This window comes from Bacillus cereus group sp. RP29, assembly GCF_040459765.1.
Classification (GTDB): Bacteria; Bacillota; Bacilli; order Bacillales; family Bacillaceae_G; genus Bacillus_A; species Bacillus_A paranthracis.
This window is the reverse complement of record NZ_JARVHN010000001.1, coordinates 5,180,070-5,202,500: the sequence shown is the minus strand read 5'-3', so window position 1 is coordinate 5,202,500 and position 22,431 is coordinate 5,180,070. Positions and strand designations below refer to the sequence as shown.

Here is a 22,431-nt window from a genome sequence, read left to right as displayed (position 1 = left end):
ATTATAGTACCTGTGAAGATGCAGGTTACCCGCGACAGGACGGAAAGACCCCGTGGAGCTTTACTGTAGCCTGATATTGAATTTTGGTACAGTTTGTACAGGATAGGCGGGAGCCTTTGAAACCGGAGCGCTAGCTTCGGTGGAGGCGCTGGTGGGATACCGCCCTGACTGTATTGAAATTCTAACCTACGGGTCTTATCGACCCGGGAGACAGTGTCAGGTGGGCAGTTTGACTGGGGCGGTCGCCTCCTAAAGTGTAACGGAGGCGCCCAAAGGTTCCCTCAGAATGGTTGGAAATCATTCGTAGAGTGCAAAGGCATAAGGGAGCTTGACTGCGAGACCTACAAGTCGAGCAGGGACGAAAGTCGGGCTTAGTGATCCGGTGGTTCCGCATGGAAGGGCCATCGCTCAACGGATAAAAGCTACCCCGGGGATAACAGGCTTATCTCCCCCAAGAGTCCACATCGACGGGGAGGTTTGGCACCTCGATGTCGGCTCATCGCATCCTGGGGCTGTAGTCGGTCCCAAGGGTTGGGCTGTTCGCCCATTAAAGCGGTACGCGAGCTGGGTTCAGAACGTCGTGAGACAGTTCGGTCCCTATCCGTCGTGGGCGTAGGAAATTTGAGAGGAGCTGTCCTTAGTACGAGAGGACCGGGATGGACGCACCGCTGGTGTACCAGTTGTTCTGCCAAGGGCATAGCTGGGTAGCTATGTGCGGAAGGGATAAGTGCTGAAAGCATCTAAGCATGAAGCCCCCCTCAAGATGAGATTTCCCATAGCGTAAGCTAGTAAGATCCCTGAAAGATGATCAGGTTGATAGGTTCGAGGTGGAAGCATGGTGACATGTGGAGCTGACGAATACTAATAGATCGAGGACTTAACCATATAATATGTAGCAATGTTATCTAGTTTTGAAGGAATATATAATTTTCTTCTTGACATTTCAAATGAAATGTTTATAATGATAAAAGTCTGGTAATGATGGCAGAGAGGTCACACCCGTTCCCATACCGAACACGGAAGTTAAGCTCTCTAGCGCCGATGGTAGTTGGGACCTTGTCCCTGTGAGAGTAGGACGTTGCCAGGCTAATATTATTCCGCAGTAGCTCAGTGGTAGAGCTATCGGCTGTTAACCGATCGGTCGTAGGTTCGAGTCCTACCTGCGGAGCCATTATGCTTCCATAGCTCAGCTGGTAGAGCACTTCCATGGTAAGGAAGAGGTCACCGGTTCAAGCCCGGTTGGAAGCTTGGGAATAGGTTTAAAACTTTTTTGGCCCGTTGGTCAAGTGGTTAAGACACCGCCCTTTCACGGCGGTAACACGGGTTCGAATCCCGTACGGGTCACCACTTTTGGAGGATTAGCTCAGCTGGGAGAGCACCTGCCTTACAAGCAGGGGGTCGGCGGTTCGATCCCGTCATCCTCCACCATATATATTTTAAATGTCGGAGGGGTAGCGAAGTGGCTAAACGCGGCGGACTGTAAATCCGCTCCTTCGGGTTCGGCAGTTCGAATCTGCCCCCCTCCACCATTTTCTTTAAAATAACCTGAGAGGGTTTATTTTTTTGAAAAGATAACCATACTAGTAAATATTAATGGGCTATAGCCAAGCGGTAAGGCAACGGACTTTGACTCCGTCATGCGCTGGTTCGAATCCAGCTAGCCCAGCCATTTACGAGCCATTAGCTCAGTTGGTAGAGCATCTGACTTTTAATCAGAGGGTCGAAGGTTCGAGTCCTTCATGGCTCACCATTTTCGCGGAAGTAGTTCAGTGGTAGAATACAACCTTGCCAAGGTTGGGGTCGCGGGTTCGAATCCCGTCTTCCGCTTAATTACTAAGGGGCCTTAGCTCAGCTGGGAGAGCGCCTGCCTTGCACGCAGGAGGTCAGCGGTTCGATCCCGCTAGGCTCCATCTAATAGAGAAAGCTTACATCATATGATGTAAGCTTTTTTTTGTGTTTGAAAAGACAACTTTCATACTTGTCATTTAAAATGGAGAAAACGTGAAAATAAAGGGTGGGGGATAATTATGAAAGTTGTTATTGCATCTGATTCATATAAAGAAAGCTTAAAAGCTATAGAAGTATGTGAGGCCATTGAAAGAGGTTTTGGAGCAATTTTCCCTAAAGCAGAGTATGTAAAAATACCAATTGGAGATGGAGGGGAAGGAACGGTTGATTCCCTTGTTGATGCCACAAGCGGGAGGATTATATCATTTCATGTGACAGGACCACTTAGAGAGAGTATACAAGCTTTTTACGGTATGTCTAAAGATAAAAAGACAGCGTTTATTGAAATGGCAGCAGCATCAGGCTTACAACATGTTCCGGCTAAAAAACGAAACCCACTTATTACGACGACGAAAGGAACAGGAGAACTTATACTACATGCGCTAGACGAAGGAGCTGAGCATATCATTTTAGGACTTGGAGGAAGTGCTACAAATGATGGAGGAGCGGGTATGTTGTCAGCTTTAGGAGTCAAGTTCATAAATGGAAAAGGAGAAGTAATAGAGCCATCTGGTGGAACGTTACATTCGATTGTCTCTATTGATTTTTCACAAATGGATTCCCGTTTAAAGCATATAAAGATAGAAGCAGCATGTGATGTAGATAATCCGTTAGTTGGAATAAGAGGAGCATCTTTCGTATTTGGACGACAAAAGGGTGCGGATGAAGAGATGATGAAAGAGCTGGATGAGAATTTAAAGCATTATGCGCATATCCTTAAACAATACCTATCTTGCGACGTATCTAAAATACCTGGTGCAGGAGCTGCAGGAGGTATGGGAGCAGCTGTTATTGCAGTGCTAAAGGGAAACTTGCGGAGAGGAATTGAAATTGTATTAGATTATACAAATTTTGATAAGCATATAGAAGGTGCAGATTTAATTATAACTGGCGAAGGGAGAATAGATGAACAAACAGCATATGGAAAGGCCCCAGTAGGTGTTGCGGAGCGTGCAAAGCATTTTCATATTCCTGTCATTGCTATTGGGGGATCGGTATCTCTGAATTATTCGGCTGTTCATGAAAAAGGAATTGATGCAGTATTTAGTATTACAACAAGTCCGATGACATTAGAGGAGGCATATAAAGTAGCAGAAGAGAATATCGAAATGACAGCAAAGAATATTGCAGCAGTGTGGAAAATAGCATCAGAAAAACACTTCTAAATGCAGGAGTGTTTTTTATTATTATCTAATAATAATGATGGTAGTTGTTTCATTATGTTAACTTTATACATAGAATAGTCTTAACATTTTGATTTTGAAGCAAATATAAGTGAATAATTTGTATATCCATACAGAAAAATGTCGAGTTGAGTCAGAGTATATAAAAGATTTAAAATATTTAGTGAAGGCACAAAAGGGGGATACTATCTATGAAAAAAGAAATTTCAGTTATTGGAGTTCCAATGGATTTAGGCCAGATGCGTCGTGGCGTTGATATGGGACCGAGCGCAATCCGTTATGCAGGTGTAATTGAAAGAATTGAAGGAATTGGATATGACGTTAAAGATATGGGAGATATATGTATAGAGAGAGAAAAAGAAGTAGATGTAAATACAAGCTTAAGAAACCTTACACAAGTTGCAACTGTATGTAACGAATTAGCAAGTAAGGTGGATCATATTATAGAAGAAGGGCGTTTTCCACTTGTATTAGGTGGCGATCATAGTATCGCTATTGGTACATTAGCTGGTGTTGCGAAACATTATAAAAACCTAGGTGTTATTTGGTATGATGCACATGGTGATTTAAATACAGAAGAAACTTCACCATCTGGAAATATTCACGGTATGTCACTTGCAGCAAGTTTAGGGTATGGACATCCCACGCTTGTAGATTTATACGGGGCATATCCAAAGGTGAAAAAAGAGAATGTCGTAATTATCGGTGCACGTGCATTAGATGAAGGAGAAAAAGACTTTATTCGAAATGAAGGTATTAAAGTATTTTCAATGCACGAGATTGATCGTATGGGTATGACGGCTGTTATGGAAGAAACAATCGCGTATTTATCTCATACTGATGGTGTGCATTTATCATTAGATTTAGATGGTCTTGATCCTCACGATGCACCAGGAGTTGGAACACCTGTAATTGGTGGCTTATCTTATCGTGAAAGTCATTTAGCAATGGAGATGTTAGCGGAAGCTGATATTGTTACATCTGCCGAGTTTGTTGAGGTAAATACGATTTTAGATGAGCGAAATAGAACGGCAACAACAGCGGTTGCTTTAATGGGTTCTTTATTCGGTGAAAAACTAAAATAAATGTAAGAAAAGCAACTGAGAAGTTGCTTTTTTTATTTGAAAATAGGCGTATAATAATGATTTATATTATACTGTACGATAAGAATGTTTGACATCTTACCAATTTAGACTAAAGGGGGTTGTTTGTAATTGTCGTTTGTTTCATGTATGGTATAATTAACTAGTTGTTGGAAATACATACAGATAGAGCATAAAACAATATTTCAATATATGGATAGAATTGCTCGTAAGTAGGAGGAAGGGTTAGCATGCCTTTTGAAGATACGACCATTTTGAAATATCTTAGTACGGCATTAGATATTGCCGTTGTATGGTTTATTATATATAAGCTAATTCTCATAATCCGAGGGACGAAAGCTGTTCAACTTTTAAAAGGGATTACAGTTATTATTGTCGTTCGGATGATCAGTATTTTTCTTGAATTGCGAACGCTATATTGGCTAACTGAACAAGTATTAACGTGGGGATTTTTAGCCGTTATTATTATTTTCCAGCCAGAATTGCGAAGAGCGCTTGAGCAGCTAGGACGCGGGAGTTTATTTTCGCGTACTGGAACTCATGAGGATGATGAGCCTGAAATGGTTGCAACAGCGATAGCGAAAGCAACGGAATATATGGGGAAACGTAGAATTGGTGCATTAATTACCTTGTCAAAAGAGACCGGTATGGGTGATTATGTAGAAACGGGTATTCCGCTAAATGCAAACGTATCATCGGAATTACTCATTAATATTTTCATTCCAAACACACCTCTTCACGATGGAGCAGTAATTATGCAAGGAAGTACCATTAAAGCAGCAGCTTGCTATCTTCCGTTATCGGAAAGTCCATTTATTTCTAAAGAGTTAGGAACTAGGCATCGCGCTGCAATGGGAGTTAGTGAAGTTACTGATAGTATTACAGTAGTTGTGTCGGAAGAAACAGGCCAAATTTCTTTAACGAAAAATGGTAAGTTGCATCGTGATTTGAAGACCGAACAACTGAAAGATATGTTGTTATCTGAATTTAGTGCGAACGAAAAAACGACTTCTTCGTCTTTATGGAATTGGAGGAGAAAGCGTCATGGATAAGTTAATGGAGAATCATTGGTTTTTAAAGGGGATCTCATTACTATTGGCGTGTATGCTTTTTATGTCAGCGACTTTAACTGAAAAAAATACGACATCGGGGATACTACCTTTTGCAAATGATGCGAAAGAAACATTAACTAATTATGCTATTAACGTTAAGTATGATGAAGAGAAATATATTGTAAGTGGTATTCCGGCAGAGGGCGTTAAGGTGAAGTTAGAGGGTCCAAAAGCAGCAGTTGCTACGGCAAAAGCGAAAAAACAATTTGATATACCAGTTGATTTGAGAGGTAGCGAAAAAGGAACGTATGAAGTTTCTTTGAAAACGAATGGACTTCCAGATGATGTGAAAGGAACAGTTCAGCCATCAACAATTAAAATTACTCTTCATGAAAAAGCGAGAAAATATGTTCATGTAGACTTGAAATTATCAAATGAGGATCAAATGCCAGCTGGTGCTACTCTCGAAAAATCAAACATTAAACCTGATACGGTTGAGGTAGTTGGGACGAAAGAAGAAATTGAAAGTATTTCATCTGCTAAGGCGTATGTTGATTTAAAAGGTGTTAATAAAACTGTTACAAAAACAGCCGAAGTTACATTATACAATAAAGAAGGAAAACGTTTAAATGTAAGAACAAGTCCATCTAAAATTAGTGTAACGTTGAATGTGGCGACGCAAGCTACGGCCAATAATACTGAAAAAACTGTTCCTATAACATATGCGAAAAAGGGGAGTTTACCGGAAGGATTGGCCGTTACAAATATTAGCGTTGAGCCGAGAGAAGTAACGATAGCAGGTCCAAAAGATATATTGGATAATATACAATCGATAGAGGGGGTCGAAGTAGATCTTAGTCAATTGACAGAGTCTACAACATTCGATACCTCTGTTTTATTACCAAAGGGTGTAACAAGTGCGAAGCCAAATCAAGTAAAGGTTTCAGTAGGCGTACAAAAAACAAAACAAACGAAAACAAGAACGATTGATGGTATATCAATTCAAAAAAATGGACTTTCTAAAGACGTTACGGCCCAGTTACTTTCGCCGCAAGATGGGAAGATAAGCGTTGATATTTCAGGAGAAACAAGTATAGTAGATAAAATAACAGCTGCTCAAATAACAGCAGTGATTAATCTACAAAATGTGTCTCCTGGGACGAAGGATGTTGCTATTCAAGTGAGTGGCCCTGGTAATATTTCAATAGAGCCAAAACAAAAAAGTGCTAAAGTTACAATTGTGAAGAAAGAAAACCCCGATAAAGAAGTACAGGGTAACGGTGAGCAACCAAATTCAAATAATAATAAAGATAATCAAACTGAAAAACCAAAAAATCCTGAACCTGAACCTAAGCCTGATCCAGAAAAGGAAAAGGAGAAGGAATCGGAACAAAATGAAGATAAAGAAACTAGCCAAGAGCCAACAGTAGATAATCAAAAAGAGCCAGAAAAAGGAGCGAATCATAATGGGTAAATATTTTGGTACAGATGGAGTACGCGGGGTTGCGAATAAGGAGTTAACACCTGAATTAGCGTTCAAAATTGGACGTTTTGGTGGTTATGTATTAACAAAAGATACAGACCGTCCAAAGGTAATTATCGGCCGTGATACACGTATATCAGGACATATGTTAGAAGGAGCTTTAGTAGCAGGTCTATTATCAACTGGAGCAGAAGTAATGCGTCTTGGTGTTATTTCTACACCAGGTGTTGCTTATTTAACGAAAGCGTTAGATGCACAAGCTGGTGTTATGATTTCTGCATCTCATAATCCAGTACAAGATAACGGAATTAAATTCTTCGGTTCAGACGGTTTTAAATTAACAGATGAGCAAGAAGCAGAAATTGAAGCTTTATTAGACAAAGAAGTGGATGAATTACCACGTCCAACAGGTACGAACCTTGGGCAAGTGAGTGATTATTTTGAAGGTGGACAAAAGTATTTACAATACATTAAACAAACTGTAGAGGAAGATTTCTCAGGTTTACATATCGCTTTAGATTGTGCGCATGGTGCTACGTCTTCTTTAGCTCCGTACTTATTTGCTGATTTAGAAGCTGATATTTCAACAATGGGAACTTCACCAAACGGTATGAACATTAACGATGGAGTAGGTTCTACGCATCCAGAAGTATTAGCTGAATTAGTAAAAGAAAAAGGTGCTGATATTGGTCTTGCTTTCGATGGTGATGGTGACCGTTTAATCGCTGTAGATGAAAAAGGAAACATTGTTGATGGCGATCAAATTATGTTTATTTGTGCAAAGTACATGAAAGAAACTGGTCAACTAAAGCATAATACAGTTGTTTCAACAGTTATGAGTAACTTAGGTTTCTACAAAGCACTTGAAGCTAACGGTATTACAAGTGATAAAACAGCAGTTGGTGACCGATACGTAATGGAAGAAATGAAGCGCGGAGGTTACAACTTAGGTGGAGAACAATCAGGCCATATTATCTTACTTGATTACATTACAACTGGTGATGGAATGTTAAGTGCACTTCAACTTGTAAACATTATGAAAATGACGAAAAAACCATTATCTGAGCTTGCAGGAGAAATGACAAAATTCCCGCAATTACTAGTAAACGTTCGTGTAACAGATAAAAAACTAGCACTAGAAAACGAAAAAATTAAAGAAATTATTCGTGTTGTAGAGGAAGAAATGAATGGTGATGGCCGCATTCTTGTTCGTCCATCTGGAACAGAACCACTTATTCGTGTAATGGCAGAAGCACCAACACAAGAAGTTTGTGATGCATATGTACATCGCATTGTAGAAGTTGTGAAAGCGGAAGTTGGCGCTGAATAATTTAATAAATTTATTGAAAAGGAGCACAATAAGTGCTCCTTTTTCATATGTTTTATAGATGGTGAAAAAATTTTCATTGACGGTTTATCCATGTTTGTTATAAGATGGTCTTGTTCTTTTTCTCAAAGGAAATATTGTAAATTATAGAAGCGCCAGAACTACAAGTAGTGTAGTTGACGAGGTGGGGTTTATCGAGATTTCGGCGGATGGCTCCCGGTTGTTCATCACAACCGCAAGCTTTTACTTAAATCATTAAGGTGACTTAGTGGACAAAGGTGAAAGTGTGATGAGAGAAAAGGAACGGATACAAACTAGCTGTATAAGTATATACGGACTTAAACCCAATCGAGAGGAAGGTGAAAGCCGTTACAAGCTTACAGGGCTAGCAATATGTAATCCGTTTTTTAGTATAAATAAAAATGGTATCGGACTATGTCGTTACATGTTCGCAGAGCAGTGTAAGCATTTGTAACGGCGACTAAACATGTGTGGAATCGTAGGATTTATTGGAGAGCAAGATGCAAAGGAAATTTTATTAAAAGGTTTAGAAAAGCTAGAATATCGTGGATATGATTCAGCAGGTATTGCAGTACAAGCAGAGAACGGTGTTGTTGTATACAAAGAAAAAGGCCGTATTGCAAAACTTCGCGAAATCGTAGATGAGAACGTAGCAACAAGCGTGGGGATCGGTCACACACGCTGGGCTACACATGGTGTTCCGAGCAAAGTAAACGCGCATCCGCATCAAAGTACATCAAAGCGTTTTACACTAGTTCATAACGGTGTAATTGAAAACTATGAGTTAGTGAAGAAGGAATATTTACAAGATGTCACGTTCGTAAGTGAAACGGATACAGAGGTTATCGTACAGCTTATGGAACAACAAGTGAGCACAGGACTAAGTGTAGAAGAAGCGTTCCGTAATACGCTATCTCTTTTACATGGCTCTTATGCAATCGGATTACTTGATGCTGAAAATCCAAACATGATTTATGTTGCTAAAAACAAAAGCCCGCTATTAGTAGGTGTTGGTGACAACTTTAATGTTGTGGCGAGCGACGCTATGGCGATGTTACAAGTTACAGATCAATTTATTGAATTAATGGATAAAGAAATTGTAATTGTAACGAAAGAAAGTATTACAATTAAAAACTTACAAGGTGAAACGATTGAACGTGCACCGTTTACAGCGGAATTAGACGCAAGTGATATTGAAAAAGGAACATACCCTCATTTCATGCTTAAAGAAATCGATGAGCAACCACTTGTTATCCGTAATATAATTCAAAAGTACCAAGATGAAAATGGCGAGATTGAATTAGATCAAGACATCCGCAATGCGATTTTAGATAGCGATCGTATTTACATCATTGCATGTGGAACAAGTTATCATGCAGGTCTTGTTGGAAAACAATTTATCGAGAAGTTTGCAAAAATGCCAGTTGAAGTGCATGTAGCAAGTGAATTCTCTTATAACATGCCATTATTAACAGAAAGACCATTCTTCATTTACATTTCACAAAGTGGTGAAACAGCTGATAGCCGTGCAGTACTTGTACAAACAAATGAAATGGGGCATAAAGCATTAACAATTACAAACGTACCTGGTTCTACACTTTCTCGTGAAGCGGATTATACACTTCCGTTATACGCGGGACCAGAAATCGCCGTTGCATCAACGAAAGCTTACACAGCACAGCTTGCAGTACTTTCAATTTTAGCTGCAGATATTGCTAAAGCAAAAGGTGAAGTTCTTGGTTTTGACTTAACACACGAACTAGGACTTGTAGCAAATGCAATGGTACAACTTTGTGATCAAAAAGAAGAAATGGACGCATTAGCAAAACAATTTTTAGCAACAACTCGTAACTGTTTCTTCATCGGACGTAGCGTAGACTTCTACGTAGGATTAGAAGGAGCGTTAAAGCTAAAAGAAATCTCTTACATCCAAGCAGAAGGATTTGCTGGAGGAGAATTAAAACACGGTACAATCGCTTTAATCGAAAACGGTACACCAGTTATCGCACTTGCTACACAAGAACACGTAAACCTTGGAATTCGTGGTAACGTGAAAGAAGTAGTAGCACGCGGAGCTAACCCATGTATCATCTCAATGAAAGGCTTAGAAATGGAAGGTGACAGCTTCGTATTACCAGCTGTACACGAAGCACTAGCACCGCTAGTAGCAGTTATTCCATTACAACTTATCTCATACTACGCAGCACTTCACCGCGAGTGTGACGTTGATAAGCCACGTAACTTAGCTAAGTCTGTTACGGTTGAGTAGGAGATTAGTAGGTTAGTAAATATATTGTAGTTTTATAAAAAAGATTGATCATTTAAAACAAAGTTCGATTATTTAAAATAAAGATTGATCATTTGTAATAAAGTTTGATTAAAAATAGCCTCTTCGGGTATGATATCCGTAAGAGGTTATTTTTTATTATTCAGAAAAAAGGTGAGATGAGAATGTTACCAAAATATAATTCCGATAATCCAAGCCTGTTAGAATCGATAGTTTGCTTTACTGATATTTTAGGGTTTTCCAATTTAATTATAAACACACCTAATCGACAGTCCGGAAATCATTTACTCAAAAATCTTCATGAAATTCTTACAAATCAATATGCGCTAATGAGAGAGATGAACCCATACGGTCATTTTAAAACATTTACTGACAATGTCATACTAGCATATCCAAGATTTCAAGATGGTGAAGGACAATCAGGTAGTTTGTTTATGTCATTTATTGATTATCAATTAGAGATGACATTGAATGGGTATTTCTTACGTGGCGGTATTGCTTTAGGAGATTACTATGGTGATGATGATTTTGCATATGGACCGGCATTAATAGAAGCACATGATTTAGAATGTAGTAAAGCTAGTTATCCTAGAATTATTCTAAGTGATAATATGGTCAAAATGGTATGTGAACATTTAGATTATTATGCGCCGTTAACATTTGCTCCGCAGTTCTCCCATTTATTAAAAGATGCAGATGGAAGTTGCTTTGTTAACTATTTATATGGATTGCATGAAATGTTTATTTGTGGCGATAGAAGCGACGAGGATTTTAATTCGTATGTTGATCAATTAAAAAAACATAAGGATATTGTTGAAGAAAAATTACAACAATTTAGTAATAATCCAAAGCTGTATGCTAAATATGAATGGGTAGCACAATATCACAACTACTACTGTGAACAATACTTTGAACCAATTGATATTCAACAATTAGGACTTAATATTCAAGGCATAGTGCCACGTAATTTTTCAAGAATTGTTGTAAATGATTTAGTTAATCTTTAGAAATCCGATTAGGAGGGGTTTAATGTCCAAACGCAAACGCTCGCCATCTATCGAAAAAAATCTTAAAGACGGTCGTGGACAAGGGTTAGGGGTTGATTATAAACCATGGGTTACGATTCAAGATGTTCCTTCATTAGGTCGTGCAACACGTCTAAAGGGCGTTAAAATACCAAGACGATTTGAGTTTCTTTCAGACTTGGAACGAAACTACTTCTATTTGTTGGAATGTTCCGATTTGGTGGTTGATATACGAGAACAATATCCCTTATTGCCTATAGAAGAGACGATAGTCATTGCTGATGAACTAGGTATTAAACACCCAGCTAATCCTAAAACAGGTGAGCCAATTGTGATGACAACGGATTTTTTAGTAACAATCAGTAAAAATCAGCAACATCAACATTTAGCTCGAACATTGAAGTACAAAGATGAGTTAATGAACAAACGTGTACTTGAGAAGTTTGAAATTGAGCGTGTTTATTGGGAACGACAAGATATTAATTGGGGCATTGTGACGGAACTAGAAATACCGAAAGAGATGGCACATAATATTGCGTTTGTTCATGGGTATGCGGACCTTTTTGCCATTGAAGGATTTGAAGAAGTGACAGCATACGGCATAGAAGATATGAGTATTTATTTTATTAAAAAGTTATTAGCGAAAGATCAAACAGTAAAACAAATTGCTAAAGAGTTTGAACGAGATTTTGGCATGGTTGTTGGTTGTGGTCTTTCGCTATTTAAGCATCTAATCATGACGAAGGCAATTGAAATGGATTTATTAGAAAAGTTAGATGTAAATCAAATTCAGCAAGTTAAAGCCGTACGAAAAGACTTTTCAGAGAAGGTGAGAGCGATATGATCTTTTACAATCAAGTGTATCAATATACAGATAAAGAAGAAAAGAATCGTATTCGTATCATCACTATCGATAATCCAATTGTTTATTTTGTTGAGTTATATGGAGATACATCAATGCCTAAAGAAGCCGTTTTATCTGATATTGAAACTGAAGTACAGAGTGGGATATTAATTCCAATTCCAGACCCATTTGTGAAAAGCTATGTAGATAAAGATTTAACGGAAAAGCAAATTCAAAAGCGTGATGAGGATTGGCAAATCGTTTCTGAAGGCTGGGATACAGTTAAAGATACACTGCTCAATAAAAAAGAACGGGATAGGATTTTTGAACAAATTGCTCAACAACATCGTATCGCTAAAATAAAGGTGAAGCGGATTTTTACTCGTTTTTGGCAACGGGGTTTAAATAAGAATGCACTTCTTCCTGATTATATGCACTCAGGTGGTAAAGGAAAAGAGCGTCAACTATCAGCGAATGCTAAAGTGGGTCGTCCAAGAAAATATACGTCATCTAAGGAAGGGGTTAATATTACGGACGATGTGAAGAAGCAGTTCGACTATGTAGTGAAAAAATATTATCGTAAAAAAGAGCAGCTATCTCTTACCGATACTTATGAATATTTGTTAAGAGAATTTTATTCGGACAACTACTATGAAGGAAAAAAGCTTAAGTATAAGGTTTGGGACGAATCAAGAATCCCTACATACCACCAGTTTTACTATTGGTTTAAGAAATTGGAAAATTCGAAACTTGATTTTCAATTACGTCATAGCCAAAAAGAGTTTGAGCTAAAGCATCGACCAATATTAAGCACTTCAGCTTTAGAAACAGATGGACCAGGTACACGATTCCAAATTGATGCGACGATTGCTGATGTTTATTTAGTTAGTTCATTTAATCGTAATTTAATTATAGGTCGCCCAGTTGTATATGGTGTGATTGATGTGTATTCACGCTTACTGACAGGCATTTATGTTGGTTTAGAGGGTCCTTCGTGGGTAGGTGCTATGATGACTTTAGATAATATGGTGACTAATAAAGTAGAATTTTGTAAGCAATATAATATTGAGATTGATGAATCACAATGGCCGGCCAATCACCTGCCAGAAATCATCATCGCAGACCGAGGGGAATTTGAAGGTTATTCCGTTGAAAGTTTAATTAATAATTACAATATCAAAATCGAAAATACATCGCCGTATCGAGGGGATTTAAAGGGGATTATTGAACGCCAATTTCGTACCATCAACGGCAAAATAAAGCGCAAAGCCCCAGGTGCTATTCAAAAAGAATATCGTGAACGAGGAGATCGAGATTATCGATTAGATGCCAGCTTAAACCTTGAAGAATTCACGAAAATCATTATTCATCTTGTATTGCATCATAATCAAAAAATCATTGATAAATATCCATTGGAAAAGGAAATGATTACTGATCAATTAACAGCAACTCCGATTAACTTGTGGAATTGGGGCATTGCCAATAAAAAAGGTCGTTTACAGAAAGTAAGCAATCAAAATATATTACGATTAAATTTATTACCTAAAGGAAAAGCACGCATTACGAGAGCAGGAATTAATTTTAAAGGATTGGCATATGGCTCTGAAAAAGCTTTAAATGAGCAATGGTATTTGAAAATGAAAAATCAAAGTATCGAAGTAGTTTTCGATCCACGTTCAATGGACCAAATTTATATACCTTATGCAGATGGACGAAGCTTTTATACATGCTACTTATTAGATACAAGTAAGCAATACAAAGGGGATTCACTGGAAGAAATCCAATTTTATCAGCAGTTATTGCAGGAAACAAAGAAACGAGAAGCCGATAAGCAAACTGAAACTACGATTAATACAGATGTAGCGATTGAATCTATTATTAAACAAGCAGTAAAGCAGAAAAAAGAAACGGAGACCCAATTAACAAGTAAAGCTGAAAAGTTGAAAGATATTCGAACAAATAGACAAGCTGAAAAATTGATGAATAGGGAAGGAGAAAAATTTGTTTTAGCCGAAAAACCGAAATTAGAGTCTGCCCAGGTGGTTGAATTTACGAATAAAAAAACGGCAGCATCACCTACACAGAAATCTAGCTCACGTCTAATGGGAAAATTAAAGAAGAAGCGAGATGAGGAGTTTGAAAAAGATAAATAATCTTGTATTTAAAGGAGATTTTGAAGAAGCAAATTATAAAGAACAAGTTTTATCTGAATACAGCAATAACCCTTTCATCGAAGCTCTTCCGCCCATTTTCGATGAGGATGATGTGTTGGATCGTTTTATGGTGACACCACGTATTACAGAGCAAGATAAACTAAGTGAAACGAATATTCGCTATCATGTGTTGAAGCGTGTGAAAAACTTTATTCAACCTTTACCTATCCATTTTGAAGTAGAGCGGCGCCTATCAACTTTAATTCGCCGAGGCTATTTAGCACGTAATCCATTAGATAAAACATTTCTAGAGCGTATTCGGTTGTTACATCAGCTAAGGGAAGATGAAGAGGAAGCACATAAATACATCGATGAGCGATTAAATTATATTCGCTCCACAGCAGATAGTTTATCGATTATTGGCATTTCAGGTATTGGGAAAACAACAGCAATTGAGCGTTTGCTACTTATGTATCCGCAAGTTATTAAACATGAAGCTTACAAAGGACAAGCGTTTAATCGTACACAAATTGTTTGGCTTAAAATTGATTGTCCATATGATGGCAGCTTATCTACAATGTGTAAAGGATTCTTCAAGGCGATTGATGATCTACTTGGTACTCGTTACTTAGAGAAGTATGGTTATTTAAATCGCGTTACATCAACGATGCTTTTACACATGACTTCTTTAGCAAGTATGTATGGTATCGGTGTGTTAGTTATTGATGAAATACAGCATTTACTACATTCAAAAAATGACCAAGAAGAGATGTTGAATTTTTTTGTTACATTATCAAATACAGTCGGCGTCCCTACAGTGTTAATTGGCACCTCTAAGGCCCAACAATTATTTAAAGGAAACTTCCGTCAAGCTCGTCGTGCAGCAAGTGAAGGTGCAATTATTTGGGATCGTATGGCTGAGGACAGTGAGGAATGGGAGTTCTTTTTAGAAACATTATGGGAGTTACAATGTTTAAAAACTCGTTCAGAGCTTACTGGCGAAATTAAAAAGACGTTTTATGAAGAATGCCAAGGAATTACTTCAGTAGCTGTAAATTTGTTTATTCTAGCACAGGAGCGAGCACTATTTGATGAATCAAATGAAAATGAGGTTATTACTTCTCGCGTGTTAAGGAAAACAGCTAAAGAGGATATGAAAATTATTCAGCCAATGCTTAATGCCATTCGTAAAAATGATTTGAAGGTAATGTATAAGTATGAGGATATTATGATTAACCTTGACGAGTTAATGATTAATCATAAGCAAAACACCGAGTACGAGGGGGAAATCAAAGCAGCGATGAAAGAACGCCAAAATACATTGCAATATAAGCGACAAGATACGATTGAAAGTTTAAGTGTTGAAGTTGCCTCACTAGGAATTTTTGATGCTTTAAACGTTAATGATATTCGGAAGCTCATCACCAAAGTTGTAGAGAATAAACCTATTGATAGTGACTACAATACTTTAAAGTTAGAGTCTATTCAGCAAGTGATGGCATTAAATGAAAAGAAGAAAGTACACAAGTCTAAGAAAAATATTAAAAATGTAAACTTATTACCATTATTAAAGTTGCGAGAACAAGCGTTACAGAAAAAGAAACATTCATATGAATTGTTGACAGTTAACGGCTATGTGAAAAATCCATTAGAGGAATTTTACTAGGAGGATGTAGAAATGTTAACCTTCTTCACTAATCCTTATCCAGATGAATTGGTATATTCAGCGATTGCACGTTATCACTTTTATAGTGGCAATATTGATTGCAAAGATACATTAGAAGAAGTGTTTCAAAGTCGTTCGGTGATTCCAAGTGTGGAGATTGGTAGTCATTTTGCTATATTAGCTGAACAGCTAGGCTCTAACTATTCTGTTGAGACTATATTAGCTAATCATACAATTTATCCTTATTATGCAATGTTTTTAACAAAGCAGCGTCAGCAAGAAATTCTAAAAGACGTTGCTAGTAATGGACAAGCACTTTATACAAGACTCGGTATGATTGCAGGAAGCATTTGTAGGAAAACTGGATTCTATTATTGTGCAGAATGTACAAAGAGCGATGTAGAGCAATTCGGAGAGCCGTATATGCATCGGGAGCATCAATTACAAGGCCTTGATTATTGCCCTCACCATGAGGTGCAATTAAGAAAATATCCAGTAGATACAACAAGCCGTATTGAATATATTCGTTTTGAGTTAAAGAATATGAATCTATCTTCTAAATACGAAGAGAATCCTTTTGCAGAAATTTCAATTCACTTATCAAAACAAGCATATAAATTATTGCAATTACCGTTACATAATTTTTCACGAGAAGATATTAAGTTGAAATACCGTACGTTATTGAGTGAATTAAATCTGATTACAATTTCGAATCGAGTACGTCAAAAAGAATTGTATCAAGCGTTTAAAAATAAGTTCCCTAAAGGCTTTTTAGAAAAGTATGAGAGTACTCTAAATATAGCGGATGAGTATCACTGGTTAAAGGTGATTACTCGTAATACCAAGCGCCATGTACATCCTTTTAGGCATTTGTTAACGCTTTATTTCTTAGAACAGGATATAGATGACTTTGTGAATCAAAAGGCTCATGTAGGTCCGTTTGGTGTGGGGCCTTGGCCTTGTTTGAATAAAGCAGCCACACACTATAAAGAATCAGTCATTCCTAGTGTTGAGGTTACAAGAGATTTTAAATCAAAAATTCCAATTGGTACATTTAGCTGTTCGTGTGGTTTTGTCTATGCAAGAAAAGGCCCTGATATGTCTTTAGAAGATCGATTTCGCATAGGAAGAGTAAAAGTATTTGGTGAAGTGTGGAAGTCAAAGCTTAAACAGTTGTCTAATAGAAAACTGAGTACCAGGGCAATTGCGAGAGAATTAGGAGCCGATTCAAAGACAGTTAAAAGGTATTTAGAAGGACATACGATAATAAGTAATCAAGTGAAAATGGAGAGTAAAGCATTACTTGAACAATATAAAGACGAAATGATAGAAGGGATACGAAAACTTCCTAATTTATCTCGTACAGCTTTGAGAGAACGTTTTAAAAAGCAATATATGTTTTTATATCGGCATGATAAAGAATGGTTGATGAAGAATTTGCCTATAAAACAAAAGAAGCCAGAGTCAACTAAAACGGTAGACTGGGATAAAAGAGATAGAGAATACGTTGTAAAAATAAAAATGCTCTATAAAGAGCTATTAGCGAAAGAAAGACCTATTCGAATAACGGTTTCAGCTATAGGTAAACGATTAGGGATATTAACGAACTTAGAGCGTCATTTAGATAAACTATCGCAAACGAAGGGATTATTAGAAGAAATAATTGAGTCAGTCGAGCAATTTCAAATTCGTCGTTGTTGTAAAGTGATTGACCAAATGATAACGATGGATGAACCAGTTATACTATGGCAAGTACAGCGTATAGCAGCAGTGAAAACGCATCATTTTCATGAAATAAAACCAAAGCTAGAAGAATATTTGAAAAGGAAACAGGATGTGAGTAACGATGAGCAAACAACAGGTTAAACTGAATAATTGGCCATTTGATGAAGGAGAGCAAGCACAATTAACTTGGATTAGCTCTCCTTTTTTGCAAGATAAAAAAACGATGATTTATGCGTATTTTAGAGCAAATGATAGGACTGAAAAATTATTAGTTGATTGGGGAACATTGCCAGCTTTAGCTATTCAGCATTACTACATGAACGGCAACATTAGTCAAAGTATTCCTCCGTCAGGTATAGAAGAAGTTGAAATTAAAATTTATCCAAACACTGTGACCTATTCAGAAAGAGATTGGAACATCTTTGGTACAAATGATAAAGATGTTTCGCGTAGTTTCACTGTTTCATACCAAAATAAAAAATATATCTTGCCCCTTATTGAAGTTGTGCGTAGTATTTTAGCGCCAAATCGATTCTTATTATATCGTTTATTTGAAACGAATTCTTTTCCGCAATATTTTATTGAGCAATATGAGCCCAATAAGCTACATCTAGATTTTTCATCACAATATCATCGTAAGTATACGAAAGACTCCTACTTATTCCAGCTAGTATGGCTTTTAACAAATTCAGATCTAAGACAAGTGTTCGAAAATACCGCTTATACCTTTATTAATACAGGAGTCCTACAGTTTGATTGGTTATTCAAGCAACCTATTACCGTTACTGCTGTTGTGAAATTAAGTGTAGCGGGAGGAACTATCCTTCGAATAAAGCGTGTTAAAAACAAAAAGATTCCTTATAAAGAGATTTCATTTACTCATCCAGAGATAATTCAAAATGAAAGGACAAGCGAAGCTAAAAAATATGCATTTCATTCAAAGCAGAATGATGGTATAGGTGAATCTGAAATGAAATTAGATGAAGAAGCTGAGGGAACAACTGATGATTTTGATTTAATAGAAATGGATAATCAAATTCATGAATACGAAAAGCTTCCGAAGGTAACAAAAATTCGTAGAAATTCTAATAAACAACGAACACAAGAAGATGAAAATACAAAACGTTATTTCATTGAGGATAACGGACGAAGATCTACCGCTGATGTTGGCGGTAATCAGCTTGCAAGAGGAATAGAAAATAAACCTTTATATGAGATACAGGCACAAGGTGAATTGTTGGATTTTATTAATGTACTTAAGGTTTTAGAAGGTTATCCAGAAGTTAAAGCAATTAATGTAGCTACAGGTATATTACCTACAGGGAGTGAAAAGCGGAAATTTAGTTACTTAGATGATGGAATTACAAATCGTAAGTACATAGTAGCTAGTATAGAATTATTTAATGGAAGACAGTACAAAGTTTTGGAAATCGAGCGAGAAAGTCGTTCTTTATCTATGTTGATATTGTCCGCAATTATCAGTGTGGAATGGTCTTCGGTTATTCAAGACATGTTGACGGGCTTAGTGGATAAAAGTGGTGTTTGGGCCAAGGAATTGATTATGGGGATAGAAAGAGAAGGTATTGTTGTAAAAAAAACTAAACACAGTAAGAAAAGCGTTATACATAAAGCTAAATTGTTATTTGAAAAGCTAGTTTGAAAAATTGTATAATTTTCCATAGAACAAATTTAGTAATATAATTTATGGAATATTAATACAGAAATTCTTTTCGATGGTATGATTATTGATAGGTAAAGATATTTTGAATATATAAAAGTGGATATGTGGGGGATAGAGAAGTGGGTTATCAGTCAGAAGCACAACTAGAGAAACATTTAGTCGAACAGTTGCAAACGCAAGGGTATGAGGCTGTACAATTATCAGATTATGCAGCTGTATTGGAAAATTTTCGTGCGCAATTAAATAAATTTAATGAAAAAAAATTAAATGGGCAGCCATTAACAGATAAAGAATTTAAGCGTGTACTTGTCGCAACAGAAGATAAAAGTATTTATGAATCTGCGAAGATTCTACGTGACAAATTATTAATTGAGCGTGAAGATGGAACAGAACTTTATTTAGAATTAATGAATACAAAGCAATGGTGTAAAAACTTATTCCAGGTGACAACACAAACAACGATGTTCGGTAAATATGAAAATCGTTATGATGTCACGATTTTCATTAATGGTTTACCTATTGTTCAAATTGAGTTGAAGCGCCGTGGTCTAGACTTTAAAGAAGCGTTTAATCAAATCCAGCGCTATCGTCGCCATTCATTCCAAGGATTATATCATTTCCTGCAAATCTTTGTTGTGAGTAATGGTGTCGATACGAAGTACTTTTCAAATTCTGATTATGACATTCAATTTGGCTTTACTTTCTTCTGGTCAGATGAAGAAAATAACATTATTACGAACTTACAAGATTTTACGAAAGCATTTTTACAACCTTGTCATCTAGCGAAAATGGTTAGCCGTTACATGATTATTAATGATACAGACAAAGCATTAATGGTGATGCGTCCATATCAAGTGTATGCAGTAGAAGCTTTAGTAAAACGTGCAAATGAAACAAATAACAACGGCTTCATTTGGCATACAACAGGATCTGGTAAAACCTTGACTTCTTTCAAAGCAGGACAGATTCTAGCGAATGAAGATAGTATCAAAAAGGTCTTTTTCCTCGTCGACCGACAGGATTTAGATAGTCAAACAACAGCAGAATTTAACAAGTTTGAAAAAGGCTCTGTGGACCGTACAGATAAAACGGATGAATTAATTAAACAAATTAAAAATCCAATGAAGCGTTTCATCGTAACAACGATTCAAAAAATGAGTAACGCCGTTAAAAATCCACGTTATGAAAAAATTATGGAACCGTATAAACAAGAACATGTTGTCTTTATTATTGATGAATGCCATCGTAGCCAATTTGGTGATATGCGTAAAGATATTGATCATCACTTCCAAAATGCACAATACTTCGGATTTACGGGTACACCACGATTTGAAGAAAATAAAAGCCAAGATGGTCGTACGACAGCAGATTTATTTGAAAAATGTTTACATCACTATTTAATTAAAGATGCGATTCGTGATGGGAACGTATTAGGCTTTTCAGTTGAATATATTAGCACGTTCCAATCTAAAGCGGATGAATTCGATGATACGAAAGTCGAAGGAATTGATACAGATGAGGTGCTGCACCATCCTACGCGTTTAAATATGATTACAGACCATATTATCGATAATCATCATCGTCGTGCGAAAAGTAAAGGGTATTGTGGTATCTTTGCGGTTGATTCGATTCAAACGTTAATTAAGTACTATGATTTATTTAAAGCGAAGAATCATAACTTGAAAATTGCAGGGATTTATTCGTTTGGAGCTAATGAAGAAAGTGATGGTACAGAAGAACATTCACGTGAAGCATTGGACCGTATGATTGTGGACTATAATCAAATGTTTGGAACAGATTATTCAACAGATACATGGGACCGCTATTTCTCAGACGTATCGAAAAAGATGAAACAAGCACAAATTGATATTTTATTAGTCGTGAATATGTTCTTAACGGGATTTGATAGTAAGCCACTAAATACATTATATGTAGATAAAAACTTGCAGTATCACAATCTATTACAAGCTTATAGTCGTACAAACCGTGTAGAAAAGGCGACAAAACCATATGGGAATGTCGTTTGTTATCGTAACTTGAAAGATCAAACAGATGATACAATCCGCTTATTCTCTAAAACAAATTCTGTTGATGATGTCTTAATGCAAAACTATGATGCCTATCTAGCAAAATTTAAAGAAGCGTTAGAAGGCCTTAAAAAAATTGCTGCATCACCTGAACAAGTAGATTCACTTCAAACAGAAGAAGATCAACATGAATTTATTGTTGCCTTTAAAAACGTCACGAAAATGCTTCAACGCCTGCAATCATTTTCTGATTTTGAATTTGATGAAGATGAACTGCAAATTACAGAGCAATCCTATGAGGATTATAAAAGTAAATACTTCAAAATCCATGACCGCCTAAAAAAAGAGGATCCTCGCAAAGAATCAATTCTACAAGACATTGATTTTGAGCTGGAGTTAATGCATACAGATCGTATTAATGTTAGCTATATTATGAATTTGATTGCTAATTTAACAATGGATGATGAAAAAACACGAGATCAAGAAATTAAATTAATCAAACAAGAGTTAGATCATGCATCTGATGAAAAATTGCGTTTAAAAGTTGAACTAATTCATAATTTCTTAGATAAAATTGTGCCGCAACTCGGTACAAATGTATCCATTCTTGATGAATATTCAAAGTATGAAGAAGAAGTGCAAGAAGAAGAAATGAATACTTTTGCAAGTGAAGTAGGATTAGAGCAATCTGTTTTAAAAGAACAAGTGGCGACATATGAATATGCCAATATCATTGAAGATAGTACAATTATGGACCGTTTATCAGGTTCGTTCTTAAAGAAAAATAAGGCGATTAAAGCGATTAAAAGCTTTATTCATGAGCAAGTAGCAAAATATGGAGCATAG

14 protein-coding genes, 9 tRNA genes and 2 rRNA genes (1 of these 25 cut by a window edge) are annotated in these 22,431 nt (G+C 36.8%); all 25 read left to right on the top strand.

Annotated features, from left to right (window positions below; translation table 11 throughout):
* Positions 1 to 885, top strand: a 23S ribosomal RNA gene (locus QCI47_RS27395); it begins 2,037 nt to the left of the window's first position.
* A gap of 86 nt (positions 886 to 971) precedes the next feature.
* Positions 972 to 1,087, top strand: a 5S ribosomal RNA gene (gene rrf / locus QCI47_RS27390).
* Positions 1,088 to 1,096: 9 nt separating this feature from the next.
* Positions 1,097 to 1,171: transfer RNA gene (locus tag QCI47_RS27385), tRNA-Asn, on the top strand.
* 4 nt (positions 1,172 to 1,175) lie between these two features.
* Positions 1,176 to 1,248, top strand: a tRNA-Thr gene (locus tag QCI47_RS27380).
* Between the two features lie 24 nt (positions 1,249 to 1,272).
* Positions 1,273 to 1,347 (top strand) — tRNA-Glu (locus QCI47_RS27375).
* 5 nt (positions 1,348 to 1,352) lie between these two features.
* Positions 1,353 to 1,428, top strand: a tRNA-Val gene (locus tag QCI47_RS27370).
* Between the two features lie 17 nt (positions 1,429 to 1,445).
* Positions 1,446 to 1,529, top strand: a tRNA-Tyr gene (locus QCI47_RS27365).
* A gap of 65 nt (positions 1,530 to 1,594) precedes the next feature.
* Positions 1,595 to 1,669, top strand: a tRNA-Gln gene (locus QCI47_RS27360).
* 5 nt (positions 1,670 to 1,674) lie between these two features.
* Positions 1,675 to 1,750, top strand: a tRNA-Lys gene (locus tag QCI47_RS27355).
* 5 nt (positions 1,751 to 1,755) lie between these two features.
* A tRNA-Gly gene (locus QCI47_RS27350) sits at positions 1,756 to 1,827 on the top strand.
* A 10-nt stretch (positions 1,828 to 1,837) separates the two neighbouring features.
* Positions 1,838 to 1,910, top strand: a tRNA-Ala gene (locus QCI47_RS27345).
* Positions 1,911 to 2,027: 117 nt separating this feature from the next.
* A complete protein-coding gene (locus tag QCI47_RS27340; protein WP_061130838.1) occupies positions 2,028 to 3,173 on the top strand; it encodes a glycerate kinase in 1,146 nt (381 codons plus the stop codon).
* A gap of 209 nt (positions 3,174 to 3,382) precedes the next feature.
* Entirely contained in the window at positions 3,383 to 4,276 is an 894-nt protein-coding gene (gene rocF, locus QCI47_RS27335) for an arginase (RefSeq protein ID WP_071741934.1), read from the top strand.
* Between the two features lie 248 nt (positions 4,277 to 4,524).
* Positions 4,525 to 5,346: a diadenylate cyclase CdaA gene (gene cdaA, locus QCI47_RS27330; protein WP_001115701.1), complete on the top strand. Its 822-nt coding sequence runs from the start codon at positions 4,525 to 4,527 to the stop codon at positions 5,344 to 5,346.
* Entirely contained in the window at positions 5,339 to 6,820 is a 1,482-nt protein-coding gene (locus tag QCI47_RS27325; RefSeq protein ID WP_061130840.1) for a CdaR family protein, read from the top strand. The genes cdaA and QCI47_RS27325 overlap by 8 nt, the downstream gene beginning before the upstream one ends.
* Positions 6,813 to 8,159, top strand: coding sequence for a phosphoglucosamine mutase (gene glmM / locus QCI47_RS27320; protein WP_000521474.1), 1,347 nt, complete (start codon positions 6,813 to 6,815; stop codon positions 8,157 to 8,159). The genes QCI47_RS27325 and glmM overlap by 8 nt, the downstream gene beginning before the upstream one ends.
* Positions 8,160 to 8,445: 286 nt before the next feature.
* On the top strand, positions 8,446 to 8,631 hold the full coding sequence (locus tag QCI47_RS27315; RefSeq protein WP_001208183.1) for a hypothetical protein: 186 nt from the start codon (positions 8,446 to 8,448) through the stop codon (positions 8,629 to 8,631).
* A 12-nt stretch (positions 8,632 to 8,643) separates the two neighbouring features.
* Positions 8,644 to 10,446, top strand: a complete 1,803-nt coding sequence (gene glmS / locus QCI47_RS27310; protein WP_000334168.1) for a glutamine--fructose-6-phosphate transaminase (isomerizing) — start codon at positions 8,644 to 8,646, stop codon at positions 10,444 to 10,446.
* Positions 10,447 to 10,793: 347 nt separating this feature from the next.
* On the top strand, positions 10,794 to 11,471 hold the full coding sequence (locus QCI47_RS27305; protein ID WP_259652953.1) for a hypothetical protein: 678 nt from the start codon (positions 10,794 to 10,796) through the stop codon (positions 11,469 to 11,471).
* Between the two features lie 22 nt (positions 11,472 to 11,493).
* Positions 11,494 to 12,333, top strand: a complete 840-nt coding sequence (locus tag QCI47_RS27300; RefSeq protein WP_220779729.1) for a TnsA endonuclease N-terminal domain-containing protein — start codon at positions 11,494 to 11,496, stop codon at positions 12,331 to 12,333.
* Positions 12,330 to 14,486 (top strand): Mu transposase C-terminal domain-containing protein, encoded by a 2,157-nt coding sequence (locus QCI47_RS27295; RefSeq protein ID WP_220779728.1) that lies wholly within the window; start codon positions 12,330 to 12,332, stop codon positions 14,484 to 14,486. The genes QCI47_RS27300 and QCI47_RS27295 overlap by 4 nt, the downstream gene beginning before the upstream one ends.
* Complete coding sequence (locus QCI47_RS27290; protein WP_220779726.1) at positions 14,461 to 16,152, top strand: ATP-binding protein; 1,692 nt, start codon at positions 14,461 to 14,463, stop codon at positions 16,150 to 16,152. The genes QCI47_RS27295 and QCI47_RS27290 overlap by 26 nt, the downstream gene beginning before the upstream one ends.
* A gap of 12 nt (positions 16,153 to 16,164) precedes the next feature.
* Positions 16,165 to 18,018, top strand: coding sequence for a TnsD family Tn7-like transposition protein (locus tag QCI47_RS27285; RefSeq protein ID WP_220779724.1), 1,854 nt, complete (start codon positions 16,165 to 16,167; stop codon positions 18,016 to 18,018).
* Positions 17,999 to 19,537 (top strand): Tn7-like element transposition protein TnsE, encoded by a 1,539-nt coding sequence (locus QCI47_RS27280; protein ID WP_220779722.1) that lies wholly within the window; start codon positions 17,999 to 18,001, stop codon positions 19,535 to 19,537. Before QCI47_RS27285 ends, QCI47_RS27280 begins: the two co-directional genes overlap by 20 nt.
* 140 nt (positions 19,538 to 19,677) lie before the next feature.
* Complete coding sequence (locus QCI47_RS27275; protein WP_220779721.1) at positions 19,678 to 22,431, top strand: type I restriction endonuclease subunit R; 2,754 nt, start codon at positions 19,678 to 19,680, stop codon at positions 22,429 to 22,431.

Bases quoted from the DNA above. Each gene is read 5' to 3' on its own strand.
- QCI47_RS27340 (WP_061130838.1), top strand. From the start codon at position 2,028: ATGAAAGTTGTTATTGCATCTGATTCATATAAAGAAAGCTTAAAAGCT.
- rocF (WP_071741934.1), top strand. From the start codon at position 3,383: ATGAAAAAAGAAATTTCAGTTATTGGAGTTCCAATGGATTTAGGCCAG.
- cdaA (WP_001115701.1), top strand. From the start codon at position 4,525: ATGCCTTTTGAAGATACGACCATTTTGAAATATCTTAGTACGGCATTA.
- QCI47_RS27325 (WP_061130840.1), top strand. From the start codon at position 5,339: ATGGATAAGTTAATGGAGAATCATTGGTTTTTAAAGGGGATCTCATTA.
- glmM (WP_000521474.1), top strand. From the start codon at position 6,813: ATGGGTAAATATTTTGGTACAGATGGAGTACGCGGGGTTGCGAATAAG.
- QCI47_RS27315 (WP_001208183.1), top strand. From the start codon at position 8,446: ATGAGAGAAAAGGAACGGATACAAACTAGCTGTATAAGTATATACGGA.
- glmS (WP_000334168.1), top strand. From the start codon at position 8,644: ATGTGTGGAATCGTAGGATTTATTGGAGAGCAAGATGCAAAGGAAATT.
- QCI47_RS27305 (WP_259652953.1), top strand. From the start codon at position 10,794: ATGAGAGAGATGAACCCATACGGTCATTTTAAAACATTTACTGACAAT.
- QCI47_RS27300 (WP_220779729.1), top strand. From the start codon at position 11,494: ATGTCCAAACGCAAACGCTCGCCATCTATCGAAAAAAATCTTAAAGAC.
- QCI47_RS27295 (WP_220779728.1), top strand. From the start codon at position 12,330: ATGATCTTTTACAATCAAGTGTATCAATATACAGATAAAGAAGAAAAG.
- QCI47_RS27290 (WP_220779726.1), top strand. From the start codon at position 14,461: ATGAGGAGTTTGAAAAAGATAAATAATCTTGTATTTAAAGGAGATTTT.
- QCI47_RS27285 (WP_220779724.1), top strand. From the start codon at position 16,165: ATGTTAACCTTCTTCACTAATCCTTATCCAGATGAATTGGTATATTCA.
- QCI47_RS27280 (WP_220779722.1), top strand. From the start codon at position 17,999: ATGAGCAAACAACAGGTTAAACTGAATAATTGGCCATTTGATGAAGGA.